This is a genomic window from Rossellomorea vietnamensis NBRC 101237, assembly GCF_001591825.1.
Lineage (GTDB): Bacteria > Bacillota > Bacilli > Bacillales > Bacillaceae_B > Rossellomorea > Rossellomorea vietnamensis.
Window position 1 is genome coordinate 33,338 of record NZ_BCVQ01000015.1, and the last position, 15,215, is coordinate 48,552.

The following is a 15,215-nucleotide window of genomic DNA, read 5'->3' on the forward strand; positions in this document are numbered from 1 at the left end:
TTCACGTTAAATGGTAAATCTACTATCTTGTGAACGTCAAAGGATTACCGTTTATTTTTGAGAAAAAATGTAAAAGGTCGTTCTTTCCTTCCAAAAAACTCCTAAAAAGGCATGTCCTTTGCCTTAATAAAATTGAAGCGGAATTTTGAGCATACTTTTCTCTTTCTTTTAAAGGTGGGACATAGTACATTACTCGTATAAGGATAAAAATGATGATTTAAGAACGGACTATTAAACAATTGAACATCCTTAAAAGAGAGTAGGTCGAATATGCAAGTATCGGAAAAGTTTTATACGTTTATGAGCGAACGAACGTGGCAGTTGACGGAGAATTGGTACGAATCATTGGATAAAAGCGATCCCACTGGCGTATATGCCTCCCAGGATCTTAAAGTGATCCAGACACTGAAGGAACAGAATCATGCTTTCCACGAGCGATTCTGTAACCTTTTTAAAGACGTTGACCAGGATACTCTATGTAACTTTGAACAATGGATCGAAGAGATTGCCAAGGATGAAGAACACTTGCAGACCCCTACACATTTCATTCTTAGGGAGTTTTTCAGGACTCAGGACCAATATCTAGATATTTTAAAGGAATTCATTCGTTTGCATGGCAATGATTATTCACTTGATGAACTTGAGTCATTAAGAAATATCATCATCAAAACCTTCAGCCTTGTCATCTCCAAATTTGCAGAAGAAAATTACGAGTATTCCCAAAGACGGTTGAATGCCCAGCAGGAAATAATCAGGGAATTGAGTTCTCCAGTCATCTTGTTGAATAAAAAAACCGGAGTCCTGCCTTTGATCGGCGACATTGATACGGGAAGAGCCAGATACATTCTTGAAAATACCCTGGCTGAGTGTGTCGAAAAGAATGTCGAGCATCTTTTCATTGATTTATCAGGGGTCATAATGGTAGACACAATGGTTGCCCACCAGTTATTTCAAATTATTGAAAGCCTGAATTTAATCGGTGTGAAGAGTACGATTTCCGGAATTCGTCCGGAAATTGCCCAAACGGCGATTCAGTTGGGGATTTCATTTGAAAATATTTCGGTCACATCGACTCTCGAACGTGCATTAAACGAACAAGTATAGTAGATTGAAAGATAAAGGGCGTCTAGTTGAACGCTCTTTTTTTTTTATTTAATTACTCATACTTTGTTTGAAGTCATTTTATATAGGGAATTACCTCCATTATAGAGTGAATTTGGCAAGGTATGCCCTTGAATAAAATTCACCGTAGAAGGAGGGGGCGCCATGCAATTCGTCAAGATGATCCGTTTTCATCAAAATGGATTCACATGTGAATCACCTGCTACACATAAGGAGAAGGATCCGGGTTTCATCAACCGTGTCGTTCATAATCTGTTTCATACCGGTCAAACGATTTTCACAACAGAAATAATCTTTCCGAAAGAAGCAGACCGTGACTGGGACGGTTGTTTCTGCTACTTGGAGGAGAATACGATGCAAACGTCAGGTACAAGGACGATTGGGTTCCTTCCCAGGGAAAGCACCATATGGGTGAGGAACCTAAGCCATTTTGGTGATGGCATCCCATACTACAATCGTTCCCTCCATCCATTGGTGGAAGATGGATCCGGTGATGGAGAGAATATGATCACCGATACATGGGTGCAAATGAGTGTAGAGGATGCTTTGGAGCGAACCCGTCTTTGGAAGGAGAAGAGTGTGGACCTGCCTGGTTGGGTAACGGAGTGCTATTTGACCGAGCTCCAGGTGAAGAGGCTGATCTATCCTTCCACAAATGAAAAGGTCATGGAATTTTGGTTGAGTAAAAATTAACACACTGAAGTGTCTGCCTGTGCCATTTTTTTGTTATACTACATAGTAGTTAATCCTACAATCTAAGAGGACTTGAAGTGTAACGATCTTTCGTTCACTATCTATGTATTATATAAAAGGGGAATTCACTTGAAATTTGAAGAATTGAATCCGGAACTCGTGGCATTATGTCAGACAGCTGATCATTTTCACATGGCAGAAACCGTGATCGGCAGTCCATTAAGAGGATTAGATATCCTCTCATTGAAGGGGATAGAACGTAAGAAGAACCTTCCAGTCGACGTGACCAATCTGTTGATCATCTATTTCTTTACAGAGGTGAAAGGCACGGTCTATCACCGGAACGCCCTGGCTAAATTATATAATCACTGGGTATCGAACGAAGTGTTCACCTTTTCTAAAGCACAAGAGATGGTGAAACTCGATATGCAATCCCAGTTGGGTGAAATCGATCAATTATAATAGAAAGAAGGAGGTCTGGATCCAACGTGATCCAGACCTCTTTTTGTATGTTTGATGCCAACTCAATCAAATTTTAAGAAAAGCATTGTGAAGTATTGGGAATTTTGAAATAATTATGAGTAGGAAAAAGGAAGGAGGGAAGACGGTTATGGCAAAACTGGAAACCGGTACCGTACCGGTGAGCAGGACTTATGAAAGGGATATCGAACCGATCATTGCCCGGTACGAAGAGGATAGGCATTCGTTCTATGCATTGGCTCTGGCTTTCACGAATCATCATCAGGAGATGGAGGATCTTTTTTACCGCTCGATTATCCGCCTGGAAGATGAGTCTCGAAAACGGAAGAAGGTTCATTCAGCTGCGGCTACAAGGATTTTTCTGGAGGAATGTAAAAAGGTATCGGAACCATCTGTTAGTTCAGATGATGATCCCTTTCACCCGTTTCATCACTTGGGAGCAGCTGATAAAGAAGCGGTGGCCTTAGTCTATATGAAAGGGTGCGACCAGGATGACGCCGCCCATATTCTTGATATTTCGGTTGATGAAGTGAAGTCCCGCTTATTCAGAGGCATACGGAAGCTTCGTGAAATGATGGGGAAGGACCCTGAAGTGAAAGGCTGCCACAAGTATCGGAAGCATTATCTGGATTACTTAGGAAGAACGATGGATCGACCGGAAAAGGTGGATTTTGAAATACATATATATCATTGCACGAATTGTCAGGAAGACCTCGCTTCGTTTCAGGAAGTGACTCTCGCCCTTGCCGAATTGGCAGAAGAGACCCATCTACCGGCTGATGTCATGGAGAGAGTCAGAAACAGACTGGATCAAAGGGAAGCACAGAGACAGAAGCGGAGGAAGAAACGGAAATCGATCCTCCTTTCCTTCGCGGGAATATTTGTACTCCTGATCGTTACAGGGTTTATCACCGGTGGGTTTGCTAGTCTCTACTATTCTTACACGGAGGATGATGAACAGCTCCGGGCCATTCTCCAGCACAATCTTGGTGAACGTCTCGACCTGGAGTCGGAGAGTGACGGTGTAAAGGTTACGATCAAGAGTGTTGTCGCGGATGACGTGCAGACGCTCGTCTTTTATGAAGTAGAAGACATGAAGGGGGAAAATCGTTATATGATGAACCCTTATGAAGGGGTCATCATCGAAAACGAATACGATGTCATGAAGAGGGACGAGCAATCCAGTTTCTATTCTCCTCCCCGGGATCAGGAAAACCTACATAATGATAAGAAAAATGTCTATAGGGGAACCATCAGTCTCCAGCCGGTCTCAGTGGACGAGGGGACGATAAGATTACAGATTGTACGACTCATGCAATTAAACGAAGATCCTTCAACCGGCGAATTGATCGGCGGCGGGGAAATGAGATTTGCCGAAGGGGGTTGGAGCTTTGAGATTCCATTCGAAAAGCAGCCATCCCGTGTCCATAAGCTGGATAAGAAGATGGAAGTGGCAGGCATACCGGTCCGATTGGATCAAATGACGATCGCTCCAACTGCAACGGTTCTTGAATATAGCTTTCAGGAGCAAGAAAAGGATGGTCGGATCGATATGATGACCTTTGAGTCGATTGAATCGAAAGATAAAAAATGGAAAGCGGATAAATTCGGGGGTATGATGTATGGAGGAGCTTCTGATAATGAGGGATGGAATTCCTTTAAAACGGCCTTTGACACGCTTTATTTCGATGATCCGAAAGATGTGACCATCCGATTTGGAGCGGCTCATCTTTTTGTAAAGGATCAAAAAGTCATTGAACTCGATGTAAATAAAGAGTTGCCGGATACGATAGAGTATCTCGGTAACACGATCACCATTGATGAAATCAAAATCGGTAGCCCGACACAGGTGACCCTCACACACGACTTGCCGAAAGATCGTGAGTATGAAAGTGTGAACTATTTATATTATAAGACTGCGGAAGAAGAGGAAGATTACTACTCAATCGGAGTCAGTGGCGGGGATGGCATATTAATGGACAAGGATGGCAAGAAGTATGAGCCGGGTTCCTATGAGTACGAGAAACTGGACCAGCCCCGTTACTTTGAAACGGAACAAACCATTGATTTTTACAACGATGGCTCCAGTGATGACGTCGTGCCGACAGAGCTTGTCATCGACGGCTACAGCACCACCAAATACCTGGACGATTCGGTGAAGGTGAAGCTGGAATAACGGCTTAAAGGGAACAGTACCATGCTGTTCCCTTTTTTCTTGATCCACCACCGGAATATCTTCCCCATTCAGAGAAACAATAGGTTTGTCGTCACCAGGGTGACAAAGTTAGTTTTCATCATTCTTGAAACCCCCATGCTGTAAGGCCTATCATTAAAATAAGAAATTATTATTTATACATGAAAGGATGAGAGAAGTGGCGCAATCCAATATGAAAGTTGCGGTACAAAAGTTTGGTAACTTCCTCAGTTCTATGGTTCTGCCGAATATAGGTGCATTTATCGCTTGGGGTTTAATTACAGCGTTGTTCATACCAACTGGGTTCTTTCCAAATGAAAGCCTTGCCAAACTGGTGGGGCCGATGGTTACGTACCTGTTACCATTATTGATCGGTTATACAGGAGGTAAACTCGTACACGACCAGCGCGGTGGGGTCGTGGGTGCCATCGCGACAATGGGTGTCATTGTCGGTGCACCTGATACACCGATGTTCTTGGGTGCCATGGTCATGGGGCCGCTCGGAGCATATGTGATCAAGAAGTTTGACGGAGTGATCGAAGGGAAGATCAGAGCAGGATTTGAAATGCTTGTGAATAACTTCTCGGCGGGTATCCTTGGGGGAATCCTTGCCATTCTGGCATTCTTAGGTGTCGGACCTGCAGTGGACGCATTTACAAGTCTACTCGTTGAAGGTGTTGACTGGCTGGTTGCAGCAGGCCTGCTTCCATTAACCAGTATCCTGATCGAACCAGCGAAGATTCTATTTTTAAATAATGCCATCAACCACGGTGTCCTGTCACCAATCGGGCTGGAGCAGGTTCAACAGGGTGGAAAATCGATTCTCTTCCTATTGGAAGCTAACCCGGGACCAGGTCTTGGTGTCCTGCTTGCATTTATGTTCTTTGGAAAAGGAACAGCGAAGCAATCAGCACCTGGAGCAGGAATCATTCACTTCTTTGGTGGGATTCATGAAATCTACTTCCCATACGTATTAATGAAGCCGATGCTATTCATCTCCGTCATCCTTGGTGGAATGAGCGGAGTATTTACTCTTGTTTTATTAGGTGGAGGACTGGTTTCACCAGCGTCACCTGGAAGTATCATTGCTATTACGGCCGTTACTCCTCCTGAAGGAATGGCGTATCTGGCTAACTTTGCAGCGGTACTTGTTGCAACAGTCGTATCCTTCATCGTGTCTGCCATCGTCTTGAAATCAAGCAAAGCGACAGACGAAGATATTGAAGGTGCAACAAAGAAAATGCAGGAAATGAAAGGCAAGAAGAGTTCTGTTGCGGGACATGTGAGCAAGGGAACCCTGCCGGAAGAAGTAAACAAAATTGTCTTTGCCTGTGATGCAGGTATGGGCTCGAGTGCAATGGGTGCGTCCCTTCTGCGTAAAAAAGTGAAGGCGGCAAATCTCGATGTCAGCGTGACAAATACATCGATCAGCAATCTTCCATCAGATGCTCAGGTCGTCATCACACAAGAAGAACTGACGCCTCGTGCAAAAAATAAACTACCGAATGTGTATCATATTTCTGTGGATAACTTCCTATCCAGTCCTGAGTACGACAAGCTGATTGCGAGTCTTCAAGACGGGATCACGGACGAACAGGCAGAGGTTGTCGAAGAAGCAGAAGAGGAAGCAGTTAATGCTGAACCGAATGCAGATCACGATGACGATCTTCTTCTTGAAGAGAATATCTTTATGAATCAGTCATTTGCCACGAAAGAAGAGGCGATCCGTTTCGCCGGGGAAGCTCTTGTCAAAGCAGGGTATGTGGAAGAAAGCTATGTAGATGCTATGATTGATAGAGAAGGCATCACATCTACGTATATGGGTAATAATGTAGCGATCCCACACGGTACGGAAGACGCGAAGAAAGCCGTCATCAAATCCGGATTCACCGTGGTTCAAGTACCGGACGGCGTCGACTTCAACGGTGAAAAGGCGAAGATGATCTTCGGTATCGCCGGTAAAGACGGTACACATCTTGAAATCCTATCCGGCATCGCCGTTGTCTGCTCAGAGCAGGAAAACGTCGACCAGATGGTTCAGGCGAAGTCAGCCAAAGAACTGAAAGACATCATCAACAGCAACTAGAGAAATCATTCAGAAAGGCGGGATCCCTGCCTTTCTGTTCTCATTTGTTTTGATAAAAGCTCATGACAGGGAAAGAGGGGAAAGTATGTTTATTACTTCAAGGGAAAAAGCCATTATTGAATTGATAGTAAAAACATCAGGCAAACATACCGTGTACTCTCTTTCTGCATTTTTGAATGTGAGCGGAAGAACCGTACAGCGAAATTTGAAATCAATTGAAAGTATATTAAAACAGTATCACCTGGAATTGAAAAGGACGGCCAATGAAGGTCTGTTCATTGATGGGAAGAATGAGCATATCTATCGTTTAATACAAAATCTTGCGGATGTGAGTCCGACCGACGAAACACCTGAGGAACGAAAGCTGAATCTCCTGATCATCCTTCTGCATGAAGGTCCTTCTTTTAAAAAGCAGGTGCTGGCGAGTCAGCTCGGAATCAGCGTGACAACCCTGTCTTCATATCTGGATGAGCTTGCAGATTGGCTTCAGAAGTACGGAATCACCCTGACAAGAAAACGAGGGGTTGGGGTTGAGCTTGTGGCGGAAGAAGTCGACAAGCGTCATGCTCTGGCAAGTTTTTTTCTGGTTCATTTTTATGAAGACATTATCGAGACCCTGTATGGGATGCAAAAGGGCCATCATCTTGATGAACCGGTTCTCGGTTATTTCAAACCGGACTATTTACTCGCCGTCGACCAGGTGGTGAATCACCATTTGGCAGAAGAGCAGATCACGTTAACGGACAGTGATTATATCGGTCTTGTCGTGCATATCTGCCTGACAGTCCAGCGAACCGAGAAGGGCTTCGGATTACAGCAAAGGGAACCATCCGAAGAAGGGGCACCAGGTGAGTTCCAGTTGATGGACAGGATATGCCGGGAACTGAAACAGCGGCTTTCCGTTTCAATCAACCATCTGGACGTTCAATTCTTGACCGTCATCTTGAAAGGATCAAAGGTACAGGATCCAGAAGTTGTATACTACGACAGCATCCTTCTTGGGCATCTGATCAAAAATGTCATCAAGGATGTATCGGTGGACCTCCACGTTGATCTGTCCGATGATTTTTCCCTGTTTCAGGGACTCCTTGCCCATATGGGACCGTCCATCTTCCGTTTGCAACAGGAGCTCGATCTTTTCAATCCCCTGACGGATGAAATCAGGAAGAAGTATCCGGTTTTATTTTTAGCCGTGAAAAAGAGTCTGGAGATGGAGTTCAAGGATATCTCGTTTCCAGATGATGAGGTGGCGTTCATCGTCCTTCATTTCGGATCCGCCATGCTGATGAATGAAGAAAAGGTCAATATCCAGGCCGTGGTCGTATGTCCGACAGGAATCGGGACCTCAAAGATGCTCGCAAGCCGCATCCAGCGGGAGTTGAGCATGATCAACAAGGTGGAAATCCTGTCTATCAAGGATTTTCAGAATGCGGATCTCGAGGAGTACGACATTGTCATTTCCACCGTCAGGCTTCCCTTTACGGAAGTGGAGTATATTCTCGTGAGTCCATTATTGAGTGAGAAGGACATCGGTTTCATCCAAAGCTACCTCCAGAATAACGTGGAGAAGCTGACGAGGAAAAAATATTTGAAACCATCCCCGAAGTCTGACGGGAAAGGCGAAGTGAGAATGCTCCTTCAAGAGATCAAAGATGTCCATTCCAGCATGGAAGCCATCCTTACCAATTTCCGCGTATACCGGAAGCAGTCTGCGGGAAATCACGTCAGGATCCTGAGTGAAATGGTGGAGCAGGCTGACCGGGACGGACTTCTACAACAGCCTCAAGCGGTCCTGGACCAACTGATGGAAAGGGAGAAGAAAGGCGGACTGGGCATCCCGAACACGAATATGGGGCTTTTCCATTGCCGTGATCATAACGTAAATAAACTGATCTTCCAAGTGGCCCATCTGGATGAACCTTGCAAGATCAAGGGGATGGATGGTGCGGAGATGGAGATGAAGAGCCTTCTCCTGATGCTTGCCCCGGAAGAATTGAGCAGGCGGGAACAGGAAATCCTCAGCCTGATCTCAACAAGTTTAATCGAAGATCATCGATCGATGATGATTTATTCGTCCACGAACGAAGCGATCATTTTAAAGAAATTAGAAGAAATCTTTCTGGACTACTTACAAACTAATTTGATAAAGGAATGATGATGTTGAAACAAGCCGTACATTTTGGAGCAGGAAACATAGGCAGAGGGTTTATCGGGGCATTGTTTTCCCAATCAGGTTACCATGTGACCTTTGTGGATATTGCGGAACAAGTGATCAATAAACTGAATGAAGAGGGACGCTATGAAGTGAAGCTTGCAACGGAAAAGATGGAAACGGAAACGATCGAGAATGTGTCCGGCCTGAACAACCTTCATCAGGAAGGCGAAGTGATCGATACGATCGTCTCGTCTACTTACCTGACGACGGCAATCGGACCGAACATCCTGCCACGGATCGCACCCCTGATCGCTAAAGGGATCACGAAGCGAGTGGCCTCTTCAGATGAACCGTTATACGTCATCGCATGTGAAAACCAGATCGGTGCAACGGATATTTTGAAAAAGCATATCTTGGAAAATCTTGATGAAAATACGGCTGCAAAGCTTGAAGGTAAAGTCTTCTTCTTCAATTCAGCGGTGGATCGCATTGTACCGATGCAGGATCAAGGTTCATTGGACGTCCTCGTTGAGCCATACTACGAGTGGGTGGTTGAGACGACGGAAGAAATCCCGCCTGTTGAAGGAATGACGATCGTGGAAGATCTTGCACCCTTCATCGAGAGGAAGCTGTTCACGGTGAATACAGGCCACGCCGTCATTGCTTACCTTGGATATCTGCAAGGGAAATCTACCATTGATCAGACATTGGCCGATGACACAATCGCTGCACAAGTGAAGGAGACCTTGAAAGAAACAGGTGCCTACCTTGTGAAGCAATATGGTCTGGATGAAAACGACCATCTTGCTTATATTGAGAAAAACATCGAACGCTTCAAAAACGCCTACTTGAATGATGATGTGACACGTGTGGGACGTGCGCCGATCAGAAAGCTTGGTCCCGATGACCGCTTGATCCGCCCGACCACCGAAGCTCAAAAAGCAGGACTGTCTTATTCGTATCTTGCCAAAGCGATTGCAGCAGCGCTCCTGTTCGACAATCCTGAAGACGAACAGGCCATGGAAATCCAGGGCATGATCAAGGAGCAAGGACCGGCTCATGTGTTGGAAAAAGTGAGCGGACTGGATGCGGATAGTGAAATCGTGAAAGAAGTAATGGTTCAGTATGAAGCATTGAAGAAATAAATGGATGGACTGTCGGATGGAATCCGGCAGTCTTTTTTTTATGAGTTTTGACTACGTGTCCTTTCTGTGACATCCATCAACCCACGCCAATCCTACACCTAAGTCATCCTCATTATTTTTCAGCGGAAAATGAAAAAATAAAGATAGAATTCCCTTCATACCGGGTGTAAAATATATAAAAATACACTCTCATATTTTGACATGCAGGAGGAAACAACCGAATACAATATACAGTTATGCCTAAAGTTGCTATCGTTTTTCCAGTCTGGAAGATTCAAAGAATGCTTCCACCAATGTAAGAATTCAGAATGTTAAAAATACGATAAGAGGTTGATGAAAGTTGGCAATGAATACGACTGAAATAGCTGTAAAGGAACAAACGATTTTTCACCATACGGGGAATAAGATCAAGACGGAAGACCGGGATATCCAGATCATCGCGAAAATGGAGGAGCCCCTGATCGTCGTGCTTGGCAATGTGCTGAGTCATGAAGAATGTGATGAACTCATTCAGCTGTCCAAGGACCGTGTTGAGCGTTCGAAAATCGGAAACACGCGTACAGTTGATGGACTAAGAACAAGTAGTTCTGTGTTTTTAGAAGAGACTCATGACGTTGTGACACGCGTTGAGAAGCGAGTCTCTCAAATCATGAATATACCCGTCGAGCACGGGGAAGGTCTGCAGATCCTTAACTATAAACCTGGTCAGGAATACAAAGCCCACTTTGATTTCTTCTCAGCATCTGCAAGGCCGGTGAAGAACCCGAGGATCAGTACCCTTGTCATGTACTTGAACGACGTCGAGGAAGGCGGGGAGACGTACTTCCCGAAACTGAATCTATCGGTTTCACCACAAAAAGGGATGGCCGTTTACTTTGAATATTTCTATGATAATCAAGAGTTGAACGACTTGACTCTTCATGGCGGTGCGCCTGTTGTCATCGGGGATAAATGGGCTGCGACCCAGTGGATGAGAAGGCAGGTATTTAAATAATTAAAAGGAGGAGTAGCCCAAGTGTGGGTTACTCCTCCTTTTTAGCTTGCGGATTTCACCGGCTTCACGACTCCGGCATTCATTTTTTTCACGTTGACGGTGTGGACGATCATGCCGGCGATGATCAGGATGATGCCGAGGAGAGCAAACCCTGACGGAAGGGGAACGGAAAGGATGGCCGCTTCTCCCATGATGACGAACAGGATCTGGGTCGACTGGGTCGCTTCCACTGCCGCGAGCTTCCCGGGATGATGCCTTGCCATATTCGTCGCAAGGAAAAAGAGGGAAGTCGCAATCACGCCTGAGCAAACGGCCACGATAAAGGATTGTGTCACCTGACCAGTGGAGGGGACGCCTACTTTGAACAATGCATAGCTTCCAAGGATCAACCAGAAGGGAGTGCTTGCTATCGTCATTCCGAGTACCCGTTGAAAGGGATCAAGTTTTCCTCCGCATACCTCCATCATTTTACGGTTCCCAAGGGGGTAAGCGAACGCTGCGACAATCACCGGTAAGACACCTGTAATCATTTCTGAAAGAGACAGCCCACCGGCATTTTCCTGTTGGATGAACATCACGCCGATAAGAATAATCGAGGAAATGGCGAGAGCCCTTTTTTGAATGGTGTGCCTGCGTCTCACAGGTCCTGATGTGAAAAACAAGGGAGCGAGCAGGATCCCGGCCACAATCGTAAATTGCCACGTTCCCGCAACAAGCCAGCCGGGTCCATATGCCGCCGCATACGTCAAAGGACCATAAAAGAGGACAAACCCTACAAAGCTCCACGTCAGCCACTCGTATGGCTTCTTCCTCATTTCAATCCACACTTGATTTATATTCTTTCGTAAACCTACAATAAGGAAAAGGAAAGGGAGCATGAACAAAAAACGCAGGGACGAACTCCACATCCAACTTCCGCCGGCAAGCTCCATGGACCGGTTCAGGATGAAGGTGACGGCAAAGAACATGGATGAAATGATACCGATAGTCAGTTCTTTGATGAGAAGCACTCCTTTCAGATACATATACTATAGTTTGTTTTATATATATTATAATATACTTCAAAACGTTGAGGATAGAAAGAGGTAGAAAGATGAATAATGAAGGTTTGACATGGAAGGACCCGGAAAAGCTGGCCCGCCACGTCGGGAATACATTGAGAAACATTCGAAATGAGCGGGGGCTTAACCTCCAGGAACTTGCGGATAAGACCAGTGTCAGTACATTGACTTTAGGCAAGATTGAAAGAGGGGAGGCCAATCCCTCTTTGACGATCATCTGGAAAATCGCGAATGGGCTTTCGATCCCAATATCAGCCCTCCTCGTGGAAAAGCAGGAAGTCCAGGTTTCCAGGAGAAATGAAGGCAGCAAAGTGATTAGTGCCAATGAGTCCCTGACCCTTGAACCAATGTTCACTTCTTCAGGGTACGGATCATTGGAAACCCATCGTGCTTTCCTAAAACCAGACAGCGAATACCGTGCCGAAGCCCACCAGCCCGGCGTGACTGAATTTGTGACGGTCATGGAAGGGAAGGTACAGGTGAAAGTGGAAGGTGAAGTATTTGAGCTCTCTCAGTATGATTCGATCAAGTTCCATGCGGATAAAGAACACAGTTATATAAATATGGAATCAACCGAAGCGGTCCTCCATTTTGTGATGATTTATACTGGACGGGCAGATTGAATGATTCTGTGCATGGTATTGTAAAATAAAACTGAATTAAGAAAATCCCCGGAATTTAATCAACTCTGGGGATCTTTTAATGATAGGTGTCAAAGTTAAATACGGGGCTTTGTAGGGTCACAGTCCGGACCTTGCTGGCTGGTTGCTTCTGCGAGTTTCGTTAAGTAATAGCATTCTTCCCTCAGCATATGATCGGCCATTAAAGCGGCGAAGGTTCCGAGTGCTGTCTTGCTTAATTCCATTTCCTCAATCTCATCTAAAAAGCCCATAAAAAGCTTCATCTCAAGTTTGACATCATCATTGAATCGTTCGAGTGCAGGAAAGTGTTTCACTTCTGTCCGCAGGAACCCTGCCATTTCAACGGCCTTTAAGTAAAAGGCTTCAAAATCTGTTGTGAATTCATCACTTTGCTTCTTGATTTGTGTTTCTATCCGGTCCATATTATCGGAGATGGCTCCGGCATGTCCCGCCGCATCTAACAGCCACAAGAGGTGATGGTGGAGTTCATGGAAGATGGGAGGCTTTTCGCCTTCGGTCAAGTATTTTAAAACGCGGAGGTATTCTTCAAGCTCATTCACCATATGATTTAGAAATGTGGGTCCAAGACCTATGCTGATATCCCCTGTTAAATGACGTTTAATCAGTTCAAGTTTGAATTTCCTGAAACGGAGGCTAAGCTCTTCTGCCTGTCTGCTTAAAGAAATATCAGGATCCTGTTTCGAGCGTTTCAACAGTTGATCCCACTCATTTTTAAATGTATTGGCAGTATTGATTAGTTCTTTTTCTTTTGGAGCAAGAGAGTCATGGATAAACCGTGCATGATCTCCAAGTACCTGCAACCAAAAACCATGTTCAAATCGGGCTGTTTCTTGGTAACTTGCCATTTAGTATCCCCCTAGAGTAGTTTCCTTGTATATGTATTAAAGAAATTATGAAAAAATGTCCGATTGTTCGTCCTTACAGGGGGAACAAAAAGCATTGACAACCATTTCAAGAGAATGATATAGTTATGCCAATAAAAAATATACAGTCACTCTCTGATAATAGAGGCGCGAGAATGATGAGTACCTTCTTTGAGAATAATGGATTCCGGGATAAGTTGGGAAAGGCAGATCGCCGAAGCATAAAATAGCCAATTCTATTTTTTGTTGGGCCAGCATTGAAGAAATGCTGGACTGTCACAATGCAAAAGTTGTGGAGCACTATTGAAGAGATGTTAATACATAGTCTTCATCTTGGTTCCGTAACCTTTGATGGAAAACCGTATGAGCATCTGCTTCATACGGTTTTTTTGTGTTTTTTAGAGAGTCAAAAGGAGTTAGGGATATGAGTACAGTTGAAGTGAATGTTCAAGGGGATTTAACAATCGGTGGGATCGGTACGGGTGATTTGGTCGAAAGATACGGTACCCCCCTGATGGTTTATGATGAAGGGATGATTCGCGGGAATGCTAAATTGTTCCGGGATGCATTCAATGAAAGTGGTCTGAAATATCAGGTGGCTTATGCGAGTAAGGCATTTCTTTGTAAAGAAATGGTGCGCCTGGCGGAACAAGAGAACCTCTCCCTGGATGTGGTCTCAGGAGGGGAATTGTATACGGCCCTTGAAGCTGGTTTCCCGGCTGCACGCATCCATTTTCACGGTAACAATAAATCCGAAGAGGAACTTCTAATGGCTCTTGAAGCTGAAATCGGCTGCTTTGTCGTCGATAGTTTCCTTGAACTTGAACTGCTTCACGACCTGGCAAAAGAGCGGGAGCAGGAGGTGCAGATCCTCATCAGGGTCACACCGGGCGTGGAAGCCCATACTCATGAATACATCACGACGGGCCAGGAAGATTCGAAGTTCGGATTCAGCATTTCAAACGGTCAGGCGGCTACGGCGATCGGGCTTGCGATCAGGAAGCCATACTTCTCATTGCTCGGCCTCCATTCCCATATCGGATCCCAGATCTTTGAACAGGAAGGCTTCGATCAGGCGATCCGGGTGCTGTCTGATTTCATGCAGCGGATCCGGATCGACTTGGACATTACGATGCCTGTCTTGAATATCGGTGGCGGATTCGGTGTCCGGTACACGGATGAAGACCAGCCTCTGCCGATTCCGACCTATGTCAAAGGGATTACGGATAGTGTGAAAACCTATTTTGCGAAAAATGAATACCCGCTCCCGGAAGTCTGGGTGGAGCCGGGTCGAAGCATGGTGGCGGAAGCAGGTACGACGTTGTACAAAGTGGGATCAAAGAAAATCATTCCAGACCTGCGGACATATGTAGCGATTGACGGAGGGATGACGGATAATATACGCCCGGCGCTGTATCAGGCGAAGTATCACGCGGTACTGGCGAACCGTCCGAATGAAGAATGTACGGAACGTGTAAGCATCGCGGGGAAGTGCTGCGAGTCGGGTGACATGCTCATCTGGGACCTGATGCTGCCGCCGACGAATTACGGTGATATCCTGGCTGTGTTCAGTACGGGGGCCTACGGGTATTCCATGGCGAGTAACTATAATCGGATACCGAGACCGGCTGTTGTGTTTGTGGATAACGGGGAATCCCGGGTCGTGATTGAGCGGGAGACATATGCGGACCTTGTAAGAAAAGATCGGTAGGGGAAAGAAAGGTGGAGTCCAGAAGCGGCTTCACCTTTTTTTATGGGTT

General features: G+C 45.4%; 12 protein-coding genes and 1 riboswitch. Of the genes, 10 read left to right on the top strand and 2 right to left on the bottom strand.

Annotation, left to right across the window (positions count from 1 at the left end; translation table 11 throughout):
- The first annotated feature begins 270 nt into the window (after nt 1-270).
- The 8 genes from BVI01S_RS10180 to BVI01S_RS10215 all read left to right on the top strand — a co-directional run bounded on the left by BVI01S_RS10180 (nt 271) and on the right by BVI01S_RS10215 (nt 10,869).
- The gene (locus BVI01S_RS10180) at nt 271-1,104 is read left to right on the top strand and encodes an STAS domain-containing protein (RefSeq protein WP_061810071.1); all 834 of its coding nucleotides are present in this window, start codon (nt 271-273) and stop codon (nt 1,102-1,104) included.
- A 162-nt stretch (nt 1,105-1,266) separates the two neighbouring features.
- Nucleotides 1,267-1,815: a hypothetical protein gene (locus tag BVI01S_RS10185; RefSeq protein ID WP_061810072.1), complete on the top strand. Its 549-nt coding sequence runs from the start codon at nt 1,267-1,269 to the stop codon at nt 1,813-1,815.
- 129 nt (nt 1,816-1,944) lie between these two features.
- A complete protein-coding gene (locus tag BVI01S_RS10190; protein WP_061810073.1) occupies nt 1,945-2,277 on the top strand; it encodes a hypothetical protein in 333 nt (110 codons plus the stop codon).
- 148 nt (nt 2,278-2,425) lie between these two features.
- Nucleotides 2,426-4,471 carry a DUF4179 domain-containing protein gene (locus tag BVI01S_RS10195; protein ID WP_061810074.1) on the top strand — a complete coding sequence of 682 codons (2,046 nt, stop codon included), beginning with the start codon at nt 2,426-2,428 and terminating at the stop codon, nt 4,469-4,471.
- A 196-nt stretch (nt 4,472-4,667) separates the two neighbouring features.
- On the top strand, nt 4,668-6,575 hold the full coding sequence (locus BVI01S_RS10200; RefSeq protein WP_061810075.1) for a PTS mannitol transporter subunit IICBA: 1,908 nt from the start codon (nt 4,668-4,670) through the stop codon (nt 6,573-6,575).
- 85 nt (nt 6,576-6,660) lie between these two features.
- Nucleotides 6,661-8,730: a BglG family transcription antiterminator gene (locus BVI01S_RS10205; RefSeq protein WP_061810076.1), complete on the top strand. Its 2,070-nt coding sequence runs from the start codon at nt 6,661-6,663 to the stop codon at nt 8,728-8,730.
- 5 nt (nt 8,731-8,735) lie between these two features.
- Nucleotides 8,736-9,875 carry a mannitol-1-phosphate 5-dehydrogenase gene (locus tag BVI01S_RS10210; RefSeq protein ID WP_061810104.1) on the top strand — a complete coding sequence of 380 codons (1,140 nt, stop codon included), beginning with the start codon at nt 8,736-8,738 and terminating at the stop codon, nt 9,873-9,875.
- Between the two features lie 346 nt (nt 9,876-10,221).
- Nucleotides 10,222-10,869, top strand: a complete 648-nt coding sequence (locus BVI01S_RS10215) for a 2OG-Fe(II) oxygenase (protein WP_034762805.1) — start codon at nt 10,222-10,224, stop codon at nt 10,867-10,869.
- A 41-nt stretch (nt 10,870-10,910) separates the two neighbouring features.
- Here the strand turns inward: BVI01S_RS10215 and BVI01S_RS10220 are convergent, their stop codons facing one another.
- Nucleotides 10,911-11,870, bottom strand: a complete 960-nt coding sequence (locus BVI01S_RS10220; RefSeq protein ID WP_061810105.1) for a DMT family transporter — start codon at nt 11,868-11,870, stop codon at nt 10,911-10,913.
- 92 nt (nt 11,871-11,962) lie between these two features.
- On the opposite strand from BVI01S_RS10220, the gene BVI01S_RS10225 reads away from it, so the two are divergent.
- Nucleotides 11,963-12,553: a helix-turn-helix domain-containing protein gene (locus tag BVI01S_RS10225; protein ID WP_034762248.1), complete on the top strand. Its 591-nt coding sequence runs from the start codon at nt 11,963-11,965 to the stop codon at nt 12,551-12,553.
- 95 nt (nt 12,554-12,648) lie between these two features.
- Here the strand turns inward: BVI01S_RS10225 and BVI01S_RS10230 are convergent, their stop codons facing one another.
- Complete coding sequence (locus tag BVI01S_RS10230; protein ID WP_034762255.1) at nt 12,649-13,437, bottom strand: DUF2935 domain-containing protein; 789 nt, start codon at nt 13,435-13,437, stop codon at nt 12,649-12,651.
- A 152-nt stretch (nt 13,438-13,589) separates the two neighbouring features.
- Nucleotides 13,590-13,766: riboswitch (Lysine riboswitch) on the top strand.
- Between the two features lie 113 nt (nt 13,767-13,879).
- On the opposite strand from BVI01S_RS10230, the gene lysA reads away from it, so the two are divergent.
- Nucleotides 13,880-15,166, top strand: a complete 1,287-nt coding sequence (lysA, locus tag BVI01S_RS10235) for a diaminopimelate decarboxylase (RefSeq protein ID WP_061810077.1) — start codon at nt 13,880-13,882, stop codon at nt 15,164-15,166.
- Nucleotides 15,167-15,215 lie beyond the last annotated feature (49 nt).